General features: G+C 51.1%; 15 protein-coding genes. 11 read left to right on the top strand and 4 right to left on the bottom strand.

The window, feature by feature from the left end; genetic code table 11:
- The first annotated feature begins 30 nt into the window (after window positions 1–30).
- From ACO0LI_RS05020 to ACO0LI_RS04995, 6 genes are all read left to right on the top strand, one after another.
- Window positions 31–564, top strand: coding sequence for a hemerythrin domain-containing protein (locus ACO0LI_RS05020; protein ID WP_423031335.1), 534 nt, complete (start codon window positions 31–33; stop codon window positions 562–564).
- Between the two features lie 41 nt (window positions 565–605).
- Window positions 606–1,241, top strand: a complete 636-nt coding sequence (gene pdxH / locus ACO0LI_RS05015) for a pyridoxamine 5'-phosphate oxidase (RefSeq protein WP_423031333.1) — start codon at window positions 606–608, stop codon at window positions 1,239–1,241.
- Window positions 1,242–1,354: 113 nt separating this feature from the next.
- Window positions 1,355–2,485, top strand: coding sequence for an MGDG synthase family glycosyltransferase (locus tag ACO0LI_RS05010; protein ID WP_423031331.1), 1,131 nt, complete (start codon window positions 1,355–1,357; stop codon window positions 2,483–2,485).
- 86 nt (window positions 2,486–2,571) lie between these two features.
- Entirely contained in the window at window positions 2,572–3,057 is a 486-nt protein-coding gene (locus tag ACO0LI_RS05005) for a hypothetical protein (protein ID WP_423031329.1), read from the top strand.
- The gene (locus ACO0LI_RS05000) at window positions 3,047–3,652 is read left to right on the top strand and encodes a dual specificity protein phosphatase family protein (RefSeq protein ID WP_423031327.1); all 606 of its coding nucleotides are present in this window, start codon (window positions 3,047–3,049) and stop codon (window positions 3,650–3,652) included. Before ACO0LI_RS05005 ends, ACO0LI_RS05000 begins: the two co-directional genes overlap by 11 nt.
- Window positions 3,649–4,251 (top strand): SRPBCC family protein, encoded by a 603-nt coding sequence (locus ACO0LI_RS04995; protein WP_423031326.1) that lies wholly within the window; start codon window positions 3,649–3,651, stop codon window positions 4,249–4,251. The genes ACO0LI_RS05000 and ACO0LI_RS04995 overlap by 4 nt, the downstream gene beginning before the upstream one ends.
- A gap of 77 nt (window positions 4,252–4,328) precedes the next feature.
- Here the strand turns inward: ACO0LI_RS04995 and msrA are convergent, their stop codons facing one another.
- Window positions 4,329–4,868 carry a peptide-methionine (S)-S-oxide reductase MsrA gene (msrA, locus tag ACO0LI_RS04990; protein ID WP_422951873.1) on the bottom strand — a complete coding sequence of 180 codons (540 nt, stop codon included), beginning with the start codon at window positions 4,866–4,868 and terminating at the stop codon, window positions 4,329–4,331.
- A 458-nt stretch (window positions 4,869–5,326) separates the two neighbouring features.
- Here msrA and ACO0LI_RS04985 point away from each other — a divergent pair, with 458 nt between their 5' ends.
- The 5 genes from ACO0LI_RS04985 (at window position 5,327) to ACO0LI_RS04965 (ending at window position 12,061) form a co-directional block, all read left to right on the top strand.
- A complete protein-coding gene (locus ACO0LI_RS04985; protein WP_422951872.1) occupies window positions 5,327–5,659 on the top strand; it encodes a hypothetical protein in 333 nt (110 codons plus the stop codon).
- Window positions 5,660–5,841: 182 nt separating this feature from the next.
- On the top strand, window positions 5,842–7,245 hold the full coding sequence (locus ACO0LI_RS04980) for a hypothetical protein (protein ID WP_423031324.1): 1,404 nt from the start codon (window positions 5,842–5,844) through the stop codon (window positions 7,243–7,245).
- On the top strand, window positions 7,242–8,048 hold the full coding sequence (locus ACO0LI_RS04975) for a hypothetical protein (protein ID WP_423031322.1): 807 nt from the start codon (window positions 7,242–7,244) through the stop codon (window positions 8,046–8,048). Before ACO0LI_RS04980 ends, ACO0LI_RS04975 begins: the two co-directional genes overlap by 4 nt.
- A 5-nt stretch (window positions 8,049–8,053) precedes the next feature.
- Window positions 8,054–10,882: an ATP-binding protein gene (locus ACO0LI_RS04970; protein WP_423031320.1), complete on the top strand. Its 2,829-nt coding sequence runs from the start codon at window positions 8,054–8,056 to the stop codon at window positions 10,880–10,882.
- Window positions 10,883–10,954: 72 nt separating this feature from the next.
- Entirely contained in the window at window positions 10,955–12,061 is a 1,107-nt protein-coding gene (locus ACO0LI_RS04965) for a DUF3667 domain-containing protein (RefSeq protein ID WP_423031318.1), read from the top strand.
- 14 nt (window positions 12,062–12,075) lie between these two features.
- On the opposite strand, the gene ACO0LI_RS04960 is transcribed toward ACO0LI_RS04965, so the two are convergent.
- From ACO0LI_RS04960 to ACO0LI_RS04950, 3 genes are read right to left on the bottom strand one after another with little or no spacing between them, the layout of a single operon-like run.
- On the bottom strand, window positions 12,076–13,179 hold the full coding sequence (locus ACO0LI_RS04960) for a molybdopterin biosynthesis protein MoeY (protein ID WP_423031316.1): 1,104 nt from the start codon (window positions 13,177–13,179) through the stop codon (window positions 12,076–12,078).
- Window positions 13,166–14,092 carry a ThiF family adenylyltransferase gene (locus tag ACO0LI_RS04955; protein ID WP_423031314.1) on the bottom strand — a complete coding sequence of 309 codons (927 nt, stop codon included), beginning with the start codon at window positions 14,090–14,092 and terminating at the stop codon, window positions 13,166–13,168. Before ACO0LI_RS04955 ends, ACO0LI_RS04960 begins: the two co-directional genes overlap by 14 nt.
- Complete coding sequence (locus ACO0LI_RS04950) at window positions 14,089–14,859, bottom strand: N-acyl amino acid synthase FeeM domain-containing protein (RefSeq protein WP_423031312.1); 771 nt, start codon at window positions 14,857–14,859, stop codon at window positions 14,089–14,091. Before ACO0LI_RS04950 ends, ACO0LI_RS04955 begins: the two co-directional genes overlap by 4 nt.
- Window positions 14,860–14,902: the final 43 nt, after the last annotated feature.

The raw sequence follows: 14,902 nt of genomic DNA, 5'->3' as shown, positions 1-14,902 counted from the left end.
AATAAGCATATCTACACAAGTGAAGTGAACATGAATACTCTATTCGACAGCGCCCCAGGCTTTGATCAGCCCCTGGCAGTGCTCAAGCATTGCCATGACCGCATACGCAAGCAACTGGCGACCATGGGCAAGTTGCTGGAACACTTGCCCAGCCACGGCGCAGACCAGGATGCGCAGCAGGCGGCACAATCTGTCCTGAATTATTTTATCAAAGCGGCGCCCTTGCACCACGAAGATGAAGAAATCAACCTCTTGCCTGAACTGCAAGCGACCGCCAGGGATGAAGATGCCAGCTTGCTGGCCTCGCTGCTACCAAAAATCCTGAGCCAGCATGAAGACATGGCGGCACAATGGGAGCAGCTCAAAAAACAGCTAATTGCCATTGCCGCTGCAAGTGCAGCAAATCTGTCTGAGGCCGCGGTAAAAGACTTTCAAGCCCTGTATAACGAGCACATGCAGACAGAAGAAACACAGATCGCCCCGATGGCAAAACGTCTGTTTTCTGATGAGCAAATAGCCGCCCTCGGTGCTGCCATGCAGGCCAGGCGTGGCATTGCTGCATAGATCACTCTGTAATATTTCTGAATATGATATGAAAGATATACATGTCCATAGCTGATATCCGCACCGACTACAAAAAAGCCAGCCTGGCTGAAGCTGATGTAAAGCCTGAACCTTACAGCCAGTTTGCCAGCTGGTTCGATCAAGCCTTGAAAGCTGATGTACCAGAACCCAATGCCATGACACTTTCGACCGTCAATACCGATGGCAAGCCCAGCTCGCGCATCGTGCTTATCAAGGAATTTGATGAGCGCGGCTTTTCGTGGTTCACCAATTACGATAGTGCCAAAGGCCAGGACCTGCAGAACAATCCTCATGCTGCGCTGCTGTTTTTCTGGATTCCACTGGAAAGACAGGTGCGTATAGAGGGCCGCATAGAAAAGCTCAGTGATACAGAAAACGATGCCTATTTCAATAGCCGCCCGCTGGGCAGCCGCCAAAGTGCACTGGCATCGCAACAAAGCCAGCCTATCGCTGACAGGCAAGCGCTGGAACAAAAACTGGCTGTCGTAGCGGCAGAATTTGGCGATCAGCCTCCTCGCCCTGCGCACTGGGGCGGCTACCGCCTGCTACCAGAGCGCGTCGAATTCTGGCAAGGCCGCAGCTCGCGCCTGCACGACCGTATTGTCTATACCCGCGATAAAAATGGCGCATGGAAAATTTCCCGCCTGCAACCTTAAAGCTGGTCAACAGCCCTGACTATCCTCTTTGAGGAGGTAGTTAGGCGGCCAAATTGGCATGAGGGTATACAGAGCATGATATCCTCGGTGTTTTTTTACCGACACCAAAGTCCATGCCCAAGAAAAAAATCTTGCTATTAAGCGTATCCGCTGGCGCTGGTCACAAGCGTGCCGCCCAGGCCATACAGGCAACCGCGCTGGCCTATCCCGCCGATACTGAAGTCTTGCATCTGGATGTAATGGATTTTGTTACCGCCGGATTTCGCAAGATTTATACTGATTTTTATATCAAACTCGTCAACAAAGCGCCGACGCTATGGGGTTATCTCTACCATGCATCCAATGAAGCGCAATCTGACAGTACCATGGAAAAACTCAGGCGTGGCATAGAGCGCCTGAATGCCCGCCCATTGCTGCAAGCCATAGCTGATTTTGCGCCAGATGTCATCGTCTGTACGCATTTCCTTCCTGCAGAAATGCTGTCCCGCCTGTTACGCAAAGAAAGGCTGCATTGCCCGGTCTGGGTACAGGTCACCGATTTTGATTTGCACAGAATGTGGGTGCATGAACACATGGCGGGTTATTTTGCCGCCAGCGAAGAAGTGGCTGACCGCATGCGCATCAATGGCATACCGGCTGAGCGCATTCATGTGACGGGCATCCCTATCATGCCAGCCTTTACGCAGCATCTGGACAGGAAAATCTGTGCAGCAGAATTTGGCCTTGATCCTGCGCTGCAAACCTTTATGCTCATGGGCGGTGGTGCGGGCCTGGGCGGCCTGGATGAAGTTGCAGAACGCCTGCTGTCATTGCCTGGCAATTTCCAGCTCATCGTGCTCGCAGGTAAAAATGCGCCGGCACTACAAACCTTGCAAAAACTCGCCTTGCGCTATCCTGGCCGCCTGCTGCCTCAGGGCTTTACCGACAAAGTAGAACGCCTCATGGCTTGCGCTGACCTGGTCATTACCAAACCCGGTGGGCTGACGACATCTGAGTGCCTGGCCATGGGCTTGCCCATGATCGTCAACTCTCCTATTCCGGGACAGGAAGAACGCAATGCTGACTTTTTGCTGGAACAGGGCGTTGCGTTGAAAGCCTACGATGATGTCAGCCTCGCTTACCGCTTGAATTACCTGTTGCAACACCCCGATAAATTGCGCGACATGCATGACAAGGCGCAGGCTTTGGGGCGTCCCCAGGCGGCAACGCAGGTCTTGCAAACCATTTTGGATACACCGGTTTGAGTTCTGGTTTGACTATGATATCTGATAACAACTCTGTTAATAATTTAGCTAAAAACTCAGCTAATCATTCAACTAAAAGCGCATTCGTGCCTTTCCTGGCCTGTTTTGCCTTCGCCTGCATCCTGGCGCTATTTTTTGCGCAAGTAGAAATCCAGATAGAAGGCAGCGCAGGCTGGGCCGCCAACCTGCCTACCTGGCGCATAGAAAAGCATTGGCTGCTCGATATCTTCTGGGGTGGCCGGGCGATGACGGGTTACCACGCCTGGGTGTTCCCTTTCATCACCCTGTTTTTTCATTTCCCCTTTGCCATGCTGCAGCAATGGTCAGCAAAGCTCGAATGCCGTGCGATTGCCAGCATCATGACATTCTGGGTAGCAGAAGATTTTTTATGGTTTGTCATGAACCCGGCCTACGGCATCTCGCGCTTCAATGCTCATGATGTGCCTTGGCATGTACACTGGCTGCTCGGCGTGCCCACTGATTATTGGCTGGGCTTCATCGGTGCGACTTTTCTCTATATTTATTCGTACAAACAACATGCTCAACAAGGCGCGAAACAAGATGCGAAATAAACGCTTCAGGACTGGCCTGAAAACCTGGACTTCATTGGCCAGGCTGGCCACGCTATCCTGCTCCGGTATGCTATTGATTTCGACTGTGGCTGGCGCGCAAACTGTGAGGCCTGAAGACTGGGCCACTCCGGTTGCAGAGACGCAAAATCTATATCGTGTGAACCAGGACTTTTATCGCAGTGCGCAGCTAGGCAGCAAAGATGTGGCGCTATTGCAATCACTCGGCATCAAGACTGTGGTCAGCCTGCGCTCGTTTCATTCTGATACCAGCATATTCAAAGATTCCAATATCAAGCTGCAACGCATAGGTATCAATACCTGGAGTATCAATGACACGAATGTCATCTCTGCCCTGCGTGCCATCAAGGCCGCAGAAAAAGAGGGGCCAGTACTTTTGCATTGCATGCATGGTGCAGATCGTACAGGCCTAGTGACTGCGATGTACCGCATCCTGTATCAGGCCTGGAGCAAAGAGAAGGCTCTGGAAGAGCTAATGAAAGGTGGCTATGGCTACCACAGCATGTGGAAAAACATTCCAGAATATCTGAAAAACGTGAACATCGAAAAAATACGCGAAGGTATCGACAAACCATGAAGCATGCAATTATTTTAACCGGCATCACTGCGAGTTTACTGGCGCTATCAACCGCACAGGCCGCCCAACTGGACGCCAGCAAATTCACTGAAACACAAGTACAGTTAATTGACCAGAGCAAGCCAGACAGCAATGGCAAGACTTTTGCCGCAGGTACTATCCTGAATGCCCCGGTTGCCAAAGTCTGCGCCACCATACAGGCGTATGAAGATTACCCCAGCTTCATGCCGAATACCGCCAAGGCAAAAGTCTCACGCCAGCCAGATGAATCTGCCCTGGTCGATTTCACCCTGAACCTGCCACTAGGGAAAGTGAAAAAATACCGCCTCAAAATGACACCCAAAGTCAGCTCTGCCACATGCAACCTGAGCTGGAAATTGCAGCCATGGGAAGGCCTGAAGCAGGAAGAAACCATCGCCGACACCTCAGGCTATTGGGAGCTGACTCCTTTGGCAGATAATCCCGGCAAGACTGTCGTCAAATATCAGGTATTCACTGATCCGGGGCCCGTGCCCATGGGCCTGGGCTGGATAGTCGATAGCATGAGCAAAGACAGCATACCGAAGATGATGGATGCACTCAGGACCAAGCTGCGTTGATTACGTAAAAAAGGAGAGTCGGCAACTCTCCTTTTTTATGCAGCGAACGCGCTGAATCAACACCATTTCAACCCATGCTAGCCTATCAGTTTGCTGGCAAACATCTTCCTCGCTTTGGCTACTTTAGGTGCCACCACGAACGAGCAATAGCCTTGCTCTGGATGTTGGCGGAAATAATTCTGGTGATAGTCTTCCGCAATATAAAACATCGGTGCCTGGCTGACTTCAGTGACGATGGCATCATCCCAGACCATCGCCATTTCCTTGACGACTTGCTCAGCAGTTGCCTGCTGTTGTGCATCATGGAAAAAAATCACGGAACGGTATTGAGTGCCAGTGTCATTCCCCTGACGGTTCAGGGTAGTAGGATCATGGATGGTAAAGAAAATCTCGAGTAATTCCCGGTAGCTGACGATGGCAGGGTCAAACGTCAGGCGCACTACTTCTGCATGCCCGGTTTTGCCAGTACAGATTTGTTCATAAGTAGGCTGATGCACTGCCCCGCCAGAATAGCCGGACTCTACTTTCAATACCCCGCGAATTTGCTGGAATACCGCCTCGGTACACCAAAAGCAACCGCCGCCCAAAGTGGCAAATTCAGTGGATGTCGTGCTCATGTCTTTCTCCTTGTTTAGATACAAGCTTAGTCTGTATCTGGCCCATTTTCTTACATTTATGAACTATTTGCTCACGATTTGCGGGTTAAGCCTTATTTGCTGACGCGCACCCGGTTTATTCACCTTCTTTCGCCGGCTGAACGCATACCATCTGCATCGGCGTCTGAACAATATGAGGACGATTATAAAAAATACATTAATCGAAACCTGGTCAAATGTGAATTAATGTAACGGTGCAAATGAAAGATTACAAAAACTTACACGAGAACATGAAAGGAAATACTTGGTATACGACTAAAATATTTCCTCAATTTTGGTACTGTCTGCTTCCACTTCCAGACACAGTGGCGAGTCAGTTTAATATCCTCAGACATCCAGTAGAGATGGTGGATACCAGAATTTAATTGCCAAATCCTGCTGGCACATATTTTTTTCTTTGCTATTTCAATAAGTACATCATGTTAATTGACGTTATCAAAAACGGTTTCAGGACTATCTTCAGAGTACGCCATGACCGCGAACTGCCGCCAGCTGGCCCCAAGCCGGCATTTGGCAGCACCGTTGTCTACAAACGCCTGAAGATGCAATTAATCGTGCCTATTGACTATGAACAATGGGAGTGGCTGACCGAAAAAGGCTGGCGCACACTGGATATGCGTTCAAACCGCCGTCGCTACTTCAAGGTGCCGCGCAAAGCAGTGACACGTCTGTTGCATGCCAATGAAACAGACCGTGAAGTGCTGTTACTGCAAATCATAGAGCACCGCTATGACAGGTCGCGCTTGCATTAATTTCAAAAACACAACAAAACTCAATATCTGGCATATTTTATAAACCATTGCAGCAAAACTTGTATTCGCATTAAGAAACTGGATTTTTGGCACTATGCCTGACCGCATTTTCTTGATGCACACTGTCAAAAATTAAAATCCTGACAATACTCAAGCAGGCTGCAAGCGGTTAAAATGCCCGCATGCAAAATATAAGTCATGACGCTGAGGTTCAGAACGAAGACGATCTCGCTCTGCAGACCTATTTCAAGCCTGGTATTACTCCCGAAGACGTTTCCGCTGTATTCCCCCTGAAGCGTGGCCAGCCTGTATTACAGGCTTTTACGGCTTTGTTCCATGGTGGTTTCAACGGTGTATTGCTGCGCCTGCTGGTTTTGCGGGAATTGACAGCCGACGTGGAAACACCTTCGCTGAGCCGGGCAGATATCAATGCCAAACTCGGTTATCTCGAAGCAGATGCTTTGGAGACGGTATTGTCACGCCTGCGCTCTACCGGCCTGCTGATCTGGGATGCCAGCCAGTCCGTTTATCGCATTGCACCGACTGCGCGCAATGTACTGGCGGCGATAGAGTCCTTGCTGCAAGTGGAAGAAAATAATGACCAGGCTGAGATGAGTTATATGCTCACCCAGGTTGCCGGTGCCCAGGCTGTAGGCGGCGTCTCGGTAGAACAATTGCATCATTTGCTGGGCCGCCTGATAGAACTGACCGAAGAATTCTCGGATGCGATAGCCTCCGGTTCCGAGTTCCAGTTGCGCACTGCGCAGCAAAAATGGCATACCGCCTGTGACTGGGTAGAAAAAGGCTCAGAGATCATCCATGCCATCACCAATGACAGCCGGGCCGATGCCGCCACCCACAGGGCGGCGCAGGCAATAGGCCGTGCCCAGAGTGCCTTGCTGAATATGCAGGGCATGTTCTCAAGAGCTTTGAACCAGATTGAGCGCCAGCGTGTGCATCTGGGTCAGTCGGGTTTATCAACTACCGACATCAAGACCTGGCTGCTGCAAAAAGACGACCTGGCTGCACTGGCTGACGATGCACTGGCAAAACCGGTGACACCGATGTTTATCACGCCATCAGAAATGATAGACGTGGCCGAGAGTGAATTGCTGAGCCACCGTGTATCAGCACTTGCTGGTGCCTTGCCAGCCGGTGAAAATGCACCATCGATTGCCAATGATGATAGCGACGCCCTGCATGAACTGGATCACTGGCTGGCCTTGCTGACTGAGGCCGACGCATCAGACAAACCGATCTCGCTGCAAGATATTTTATTACCGTCGAATTTTTCGATTGCGTCTTACCGCGCGTCCATGCTGCCTTTGCTGGGCGACCCCAATGAATCGGCTTTGCAGGGTGCAACCGGGATACTGGCACGCCTGCCGCTGGTCTTCAATTCCAAAGACAAAATGCAAAAGGTGCATGATGATCATGTCGCAGCCATGTCCATCGCCAGCCTGAACGCTCCCGATGCTGTGGTTACGGCTCAGACAACACGCAAAGCGAAGTCAACTGCACACGCTGAACCATCTGAACCATCTGAACCATCTGCACCACCTGTACAGACAAGAGAAACACCATGACCGAAGATGCACAAATCCTGATCGCCCGCTTGCTGGCGCACCAGACCCTGCGCCGTGAAGACAAGCTGGTTAAACGCGCCTTGTCGGATGAATTATTCCGCACCGAGATCGACACGCGCCTGAAAGCCTGCGGCATGAAGTTTGTCGATAACGTCTATGCCGACTATGTGACCCTGGCTTTGACACGCGATAGCGAATCCAAGGTATTTGGCACCAAGGAGACCTGGCAGAACAATAATTTTGGCCTGGCCCGCGATGGCGTGGCCTTGCTGGTGGTCTTGTGGTCCTTGATCATCTTGCCGAAGCGTGAACGACAAGAAGCCCATCAACTGGCTGAAGAAGACCAGAATGATATGTTCGGCAAAGACAAACCCATGCCGCGCGCAGAAGATACTTCAATAGGTATTTCTTACCGCGCCCTGCTGGCAGACTTTGGCGAAAAGCTGGGCAAGAAAACCCGCATGGACATGAACCTGGGTCAGTTGGCACGCGTAGGTTTTATTGAACGCAAGGCAGACCTGATCCTGGAAGGACCGCTGCTGGATTTGCTCATGGATACCGATACCCTGAAAGACCGTATCATCAACGGTGCGCTGTCGGATATTTTCCAGATCCCGGTACCACGTACGCCAGCCATCATCGCACCTGTTGTTGCACCTGAAGTTGAAGCTGAAGCTGAAGTTGAAGCCGAAATCTCTGCTGAAACAAATGAAGCAGGCGTGGAAACGCCCGTTGCCGATGCAAGTGCAAATACCAGCACTGACATAGAAGCCAGTCCCGACACCAATACCGAAAAAGAATAAGCACCATGTTTCATATCAAATCGCTGGAACTTGTACATTGGGATTATTGGCAACGCATCAAGAACATCCCTCTCGATGCCAAGATCATTACTATCGCCGGCCAAAATGGCTCAGGTAAAACCACGCTGCTGGATGCCTTGCGCACCCTGTTTGGTCTCGAATGTTCGATGGGGCGTTCGTACAAGCATTACGCCCGTCACTCAGGCCAGCAAACGGCATGGATACGTGCGGTAGTCGATAACAGCGCGGTCGGGCCGCAGATTTCCAACCGCCCTTTCCGCATGTCTGGCCTGTATGAAGATGAAGTCACGCTGTTTTGCAAGATAGAAAAAAATGGTGGTGACTGGAAGCGCCAATACCTGATGCGCAGTGGTAAGACCGAGATAGAAGAAATACAGGAAGCCAATGACTGGCTGGGTGTGGAAAGTTACCGCAAACGCTTGTCACATGCAGGCTTGTCAAATGCCATGGGCAAGGTGCTGGCGCTGGAACAGGGCGAGACGGACAAGCTCTGTGAATACGCACCACGCCAGTTACTGGATTTGGTGTTCCAGGTGTTTGGCGACAAGGAGGTACTGGATGCCTACGATGACGCCAAGCGTCACCAGCGGGATACCGAAACTGAATTGCAGCGTTTTGAAACCGAGCTGGAAGGTGCAAAAACCAATCTCGAAGGTTTGCGCCTGCGCGTTGCCAATTACCACCAGTATGAAGGCCTCAGCAAGGAAAAGCGCGATCTGCAGGAAGAGATACTGCCGACCCTGCAATACCATGAAGCATTGGAAAAAGCCGGCACTACCAGCCAGGCCTTGCGCGCCAGCAAACGTTTTTTAAAGACGCAGGATCATGCCCTGTCTGATCGCCGCCAGCACCTGGCACAGCAGGCACAGCAAGTCTCAGATGCCAAACAGGCAGAAGCCGCACTGGAAGCAGAAGAATCTTCACTGCGTGAAAAGCTGGGACAGATCAACAGCAAACTGAAGCCGCAAGAAAGCCTGCTGGAACAAAAAGCCCGTCTGCAAAAACTGGCTGCTGAGGCAGATGCCGATGTCGCCAATATTGCAGATGATCTGGAGAAAAAAGAAGCCGAGCTGTCGCGCCAGAAACTGGAACGTGATGCACTGACCCAGCGTATCGCTGGCGAAATGGAAACCATCGCTGCCTTGCAAGGCAAGTCTGCCCTGCCGGACCCGGAGAATGTGCGCCAGATGCGCCGTGCGCTGACGGATGCGAATATCCCGCATTGCATGTTGCCTGAGATCGTCGAAGTGACCGATCCAAAATGGCAGGCCGCAGTAGAAGGTGTATTGCGCGGCTATACCTCGGTCATCTTGCTGGACAAGGCGACTGATGCCTCTGCCGCTTACCGCATCGGTGAAAAGCAACGCTACAGCCACTTCATCGTGCCTGACCGTATCAGCGCACCTGTAGTCAAAGATCAGAGCCTGCTGTCCGTCGTCAATTTCACTGGCCAGGCACCGGGCTGGCTGATCGAGCAATTGCAACGTATCGATACCGTAGGCTCCATCGAACTGGGCATGAAGTTGCCGAAGAATCAGGAATGGATCACACCTGACGCTTACCATTTTGAGCGCCGTGGTGGCCGTTCGCTATTCGTCGAAGTATCTCGCTATCGCTTTGGTAATGCAGGCCGTACCCAACGTCTGGAAGCCCTGCTAAAGTCTTTGCCACGCCTGCAGTCGCAAGAAGATGTGCTGACCATGCAAATCAGCAAACTGGCAGGTGAAATCAGCGCCTACAAGGCACGCCTGGCCGGTGTCGATGCGGCAAAAGAACTCAGTGCCCGCCACGCAGAATTTGAAGAAGCCAGCCGCAATACCCAGCCGCTGAAACAACAGCGCATGGAAGTCGGCGGCCGCCTCGGTGAAATTGCGCCTTTGCTGAAAGCCGCCACCGAACAACGCTCGGTTGCCCACTTGAAATGGGAACAGGCAAAAGCCGCAATTGCCGATGCCGAAGCACAATTGCGCACATCAGAAAAACGCCATGCCGATGAGCGCAAGGAACAATTTGAAACCCTGCGCGCCATGCGTGATACATGGCATACCCTGCCACCTAACTGGAAACGTGCCTCGCACCGCAAGGAACTGGTGGCCGAGCATGAAAACGTCCATCAGATCGAATTACGCATACGCAGCCTGACGAATAATCTTGCACGGGATGACTGGGAAACCGACTCTACCGTGGTCGATCAGTACACCCGCCTGAACGCGCTGCTGCAAGGCCGCCAGGCTGAGACTGATGAACGTCGCTACCAGAATAACCGCGCGATAGAAGCGACTGTGAATGCCCGTGCCGCCTATATGGACAGGCTGCGCTTTACGATCAAGTCTTACAGCAAGAACATCAAGCAACTCGGTGAGCTGGCAGGTATAGAGGTGCATACCGACCCGGTCAAGCTGGAAAATGACGACATACAACTGGCCCAGGCTGGCTTGCATGTACGCTTCAAGTTTGACGGCAAAGGCCCGATAGGCATGAATGATGGTGAAGCATCAGGTGGCCAGCAAGTCATGAAGTCGCTGATCCTGCTGATAGGCTTGCTGAAATCTGACGATGGTTCTGGTGGCTTTGTTTTCATCGATGAACCCTTTGCCCATCTGGATATACGCAATATCCAGCTGGTGGGTGAGTTCCTGAAAAATACCGATGCCCAGTACCTGATGACGACACCGCTGACACATAATACCGATGTCTATGATCCGTCAGAACTGACGCTGATTACCAGCAAGAAGAAAAAAGATACGGAGTGGGCGCAGCCTATTTTTGTGTTGCAAAGGAAAGTAGAAAAACAAAAAGAAGGACGTGCTTGAACAAGCAAAGCACAAGTTTGCTTAGATAAACCGTTTCAGTATTCACCATTACGATAATAAGCAGAGACCGGGATGCGCAGAAAGACTAAAAGCAAGGTATCGAAGCCAGCGATTTTCAACAAAAACAGCAAGACCACAGGCAGGATTGCACATGCCCCAGCGCTGACATCAGCGGTACAACAAGACCATGTGCATGCCTGCCAAAACTGTGGCGCAACGTTGACTGGCAATTATTGCCAGTCTTGCGGCCAGCCTGCCCATGTGCATAGGTCGATGGCGCATATGTTTGAAGAAGTCTTGCATGGCATATTTCATTTCGATCACAAACTCTGGCGCACCCTGCCTGCGCTGATACTCAGGCCAGGCAAACTTACCCGTGAATATATTGCTGGCAAGCGCCATAGCTATGTATCACCACTGGCGCTGTTGTTATTCCTTATCGTTGCCATGTTCTTTGTCTTTTCATTGACGATGAAAGACCCGTTAACCGGACCGAAGGGTAATTACAAATCCAGGGATGAACTGGTAGTGGAAATCTATGAGACCAAAGAAACTCTGAACAAACTCACATTGCCGCAAGAAAAACAGGCAGCATCACTGCCAGACGATGATCTGGACAGCATCCAGAAAAAACTAAGCAAGCTTGAGGCCAACCTGGCAGAAGAAAATCAGCGTCTTGCAAAAGAAGAAGAAAAAGAACAATTGGAAGCAGAGACGAAAGATAAAAAAAATAGTAGTGGATATGACATTACGCAGGTGAAATGGATAAAAATAGTCCTGGACCTTGCCGGAAAGAATCAGGCCCTGACTTTCTACAAAATGAAGGCCAATGCGGCCAAACTGGCTTTCCTGCTGATGCCGATTTCCTTGCCGTTTCTCTGGCTGTTATTTGTATTCAAACGGCGTTATAACATGTTTGATCATGCCGTATTCTCGCTGTACTCATTGTCTTTCATGAGTATTTTATTCATGTGCCTTGCGCTCCTGGCAAGGCTCAATCTTACTACCATTGCTGGTTTATTATTTGCCTTTGTCCCGCCTGTGCATATGTTTGTGCAACTACGCGACGCTTATGAACTGGGATTTTTTGCCAGCCTGTGGCGCACGGCAGCCTTGCTATGTATTGCCGCCCTGTCACTGCTGATTTATACGATGATTGTCGCTAGCCTCAGCCTTTAAGATAGGTAAAACAGCTAGTCAGCATTCTTGTGCCTGGCTGTGGATGGCAGACATAAATCATGCAGCTTCAATCGCAAGGAACGCGAACGTGCTGGTTTACCATAACCCACTCGTCCCATGAAACAGGCGTTTTTCAATATGGAGGGATGGCAAAATGCAGCCAAGTTTTGCTGTAAATCCTGCATCTGCTCCTGTATGCCAACGGTAGCGCTGCAAGTGCGCCCTGCCTTGACATACCAGTTGAAAATCAGGGGTGTCATTTCTGGCTGCAATTGTATGCCAAGTTGAGTTGCCGTCAGCCAGAAGCGCTGCAAGCTGCGACCAGCAGCAACAAAATCTTCTACCGTTTGCGGTTCCTTCTTTGCCACGATCATAAAATGCGTCGCGCAAAATAGTGCGGGAATCAGATCAAGTTGCAGACGTGGCAACCAGGTGCCCGCCATATAACGGTTCATCCAGTTAACCCGCTGCCAGCTATGCATGGCCCAGCGCATCAGTAACAGCCCCAGCTTATCCATGCCTATGGCCTGATCAGGTATGCGGTCGTCACTGTATTGCTTACCCCAGTCTATGACTTTCTTATGGGTGGGGAAAGCTTCTGGCATGGTCAGGCGGATTCTTGCATTACTCCATAATAATTTCGCCATCTTCCAGCGCTGCCGCCAGCCACCAACCCAGCATACCGTGAAATGATCCCCTACAGCCTGCTCCAAGGCCAGTTGATGCTCTGGCTGCAAAGCCCGCGTAGACAATGCCCGCCTTTGCACACTTCTTTTTTCTATCTCTGCCGCCAGAGGATGAGCGGTACAGGTATCAGCGGGCAAAAGCCTGACCTGATAGCTGATTGCCCTGCTATTGTCTTGCTGGTTGTCGTTGTCTATGCGCAAGAACTCTGCCTGCCGCTGCTGGTGGCTGGCAGCCAGGCTGATATTTTCCAGCAATGCACCCAGGGCGATCTGGCTAGGGCGTCCATCAAAATCATAGATGACCGTGTCACGGGTATCAAAGGCACGGATGATGAAGGCGTCTTCCGAGACAACTTCAAAACGCCAGTTCTGTACATTGTCACCGCTGGGTGCCCAGCGTGCCTTGTCCAGTATGTATTCAAGCGGGCTCATGCTGTGTTTCTGCCTCCGCCAGTTTCTGGCCCAGCATACGTCTGGCAATCGCCAGTTTAATTTTTTGCAAGGGATTACGGTTACCACCTGGCAGCCAGGTTTTTTTCAACTCTTGCCGGTAAGCGTCGTAATGGATGCCGCGTGGTGCAGCAACCACTTTGCCACGTCCTAGCAATATCTTGGCTGCTTCTGTTGCAGCCACACCTGCGCATAACTGACAGGCCATTACGGTTGACGGGCCTTTTTTCAGATCCAGCCGCACCCGGCTGGGATCAACCAGGTAAGAACCATGTAAACGTGCCGGCGCCAGCCCGATTAAAAAGCGTATGCCTTGCTCAAACTCTGACTGCCCCTGCATCTGGAAATAATCATCGAAACTCATTTTGCCCGGCATGAATGCCAGTACAGCAGTGCCCATGCCCAATGGTGCAGCAGTCACAGCCGGTATACCTTTACGATAGCAGGCGTCAAACACTGCGCGGCGGGTATCGAAGGCAAAAAAATCCAGACTGTCGATATAGATATCTACACCATCGAGAAAGGCATCCATATTGGCTGGCCCTATACCCTGGGCAAAAACTTCTATCTGCAGCTCAGGATTGATATCCCTGGCCATGGTCTGCATGACTTGCGCCTTGTCCTTGCCGAGGGTGGATTGCATGGCACCAGCCTGGCGGTTCATATTAGGCAAGTCAAACTGATCAAAGTCTGCAATATGAAAAGCACCTATGCCCAGTCTGGCCATGGTCAGCAAATGCGCACCACCTACACCACCCATGCCAGCTATGGCAGCCTTCTTGCCACGCAGTTGGGCCTGCTCTGCCTCGGTGAACCAACCCAGATTACGGGAAAAAGCCTGGTCGTAATCAAAAGATGAACCTGACTGAGCAGGATGTACTAATTGCGGTTTCATTTGTATTGCTCACTCAAGCCCTGCATGCGGTCAGCCAGGCGGGCTTCTTCTTCATGGGAAAAAAGGTAGGGGTAAAAAGAACGCTCGGTGTCAGCCAGTTCTGGTTTTCCACCAAAAATTTCTATCATCCTGGCAACATAATGCAAGTCGATACCTAGCAAAACAGAGGGCGCCTGTACTTGCTGGTTATCCCTGACATCACTCAGGACAGTAAATTTCAGCATGCGCTGATAAAACGCCACATGCCTGGGATTAACCTCTATACAGATATAGTTGTATTGACGCACCCGTAATGCCCAGATCTCGGCCAGGTGGAACAAGGACGCGAGTACGCTGCGGGACTTGACTTCTTTTTCTATCGCCAGCTTGGTGAACTGGCATAGCTTTCCACCTCTCCTGCGCAAACTGTCCAGTTCAAACTGATACAGCTTATCGAGCGGCAGGCCTTCACCGGCATCGAATTGCACACTGAGCGTGCCAACCACGCGGTTTTCTATGGTCGCCTGCAGGCTGAGGATATTACCGGCTTTGCTCGCCTCAGGGTGGGCATAACCACGCGAGGAAAAGCGTTCATTGACCAGCATGTCGATGGTTTCTCTATCATTCCGGGTATTGACCAGTTTGACTTTGAAGCCCGGAATCTGCTTGTCCGGCCAGGGATATACTGGTGTCTGTAGTGTCTGCCGCTTGAAAGCATCTTCCTTATTATGACGAGGGACGTCCAGTGGCATACCAATGATGGTATTTGTCTGTGCAAGTGAGTGCATGATCTTATCCAAAGTATAAGCAGTTTGAGGGACTACAAAACCT

Source organism: Undibacterium sp. Tian12W (genome assembly GCF_049339405.1).
In the GTDB taxonomy this organism is placed as follows: domain Bacteria; phylum Pseudomonadota; class Gammaproteobacteria; order Burkholderiales; family Burkholderiaceae_D; genus Undibacterium.
Note: the sequence above shows the minus strand (reverse complement) of the source record. Positions and strands in the feature narration are given on the sequence as shown.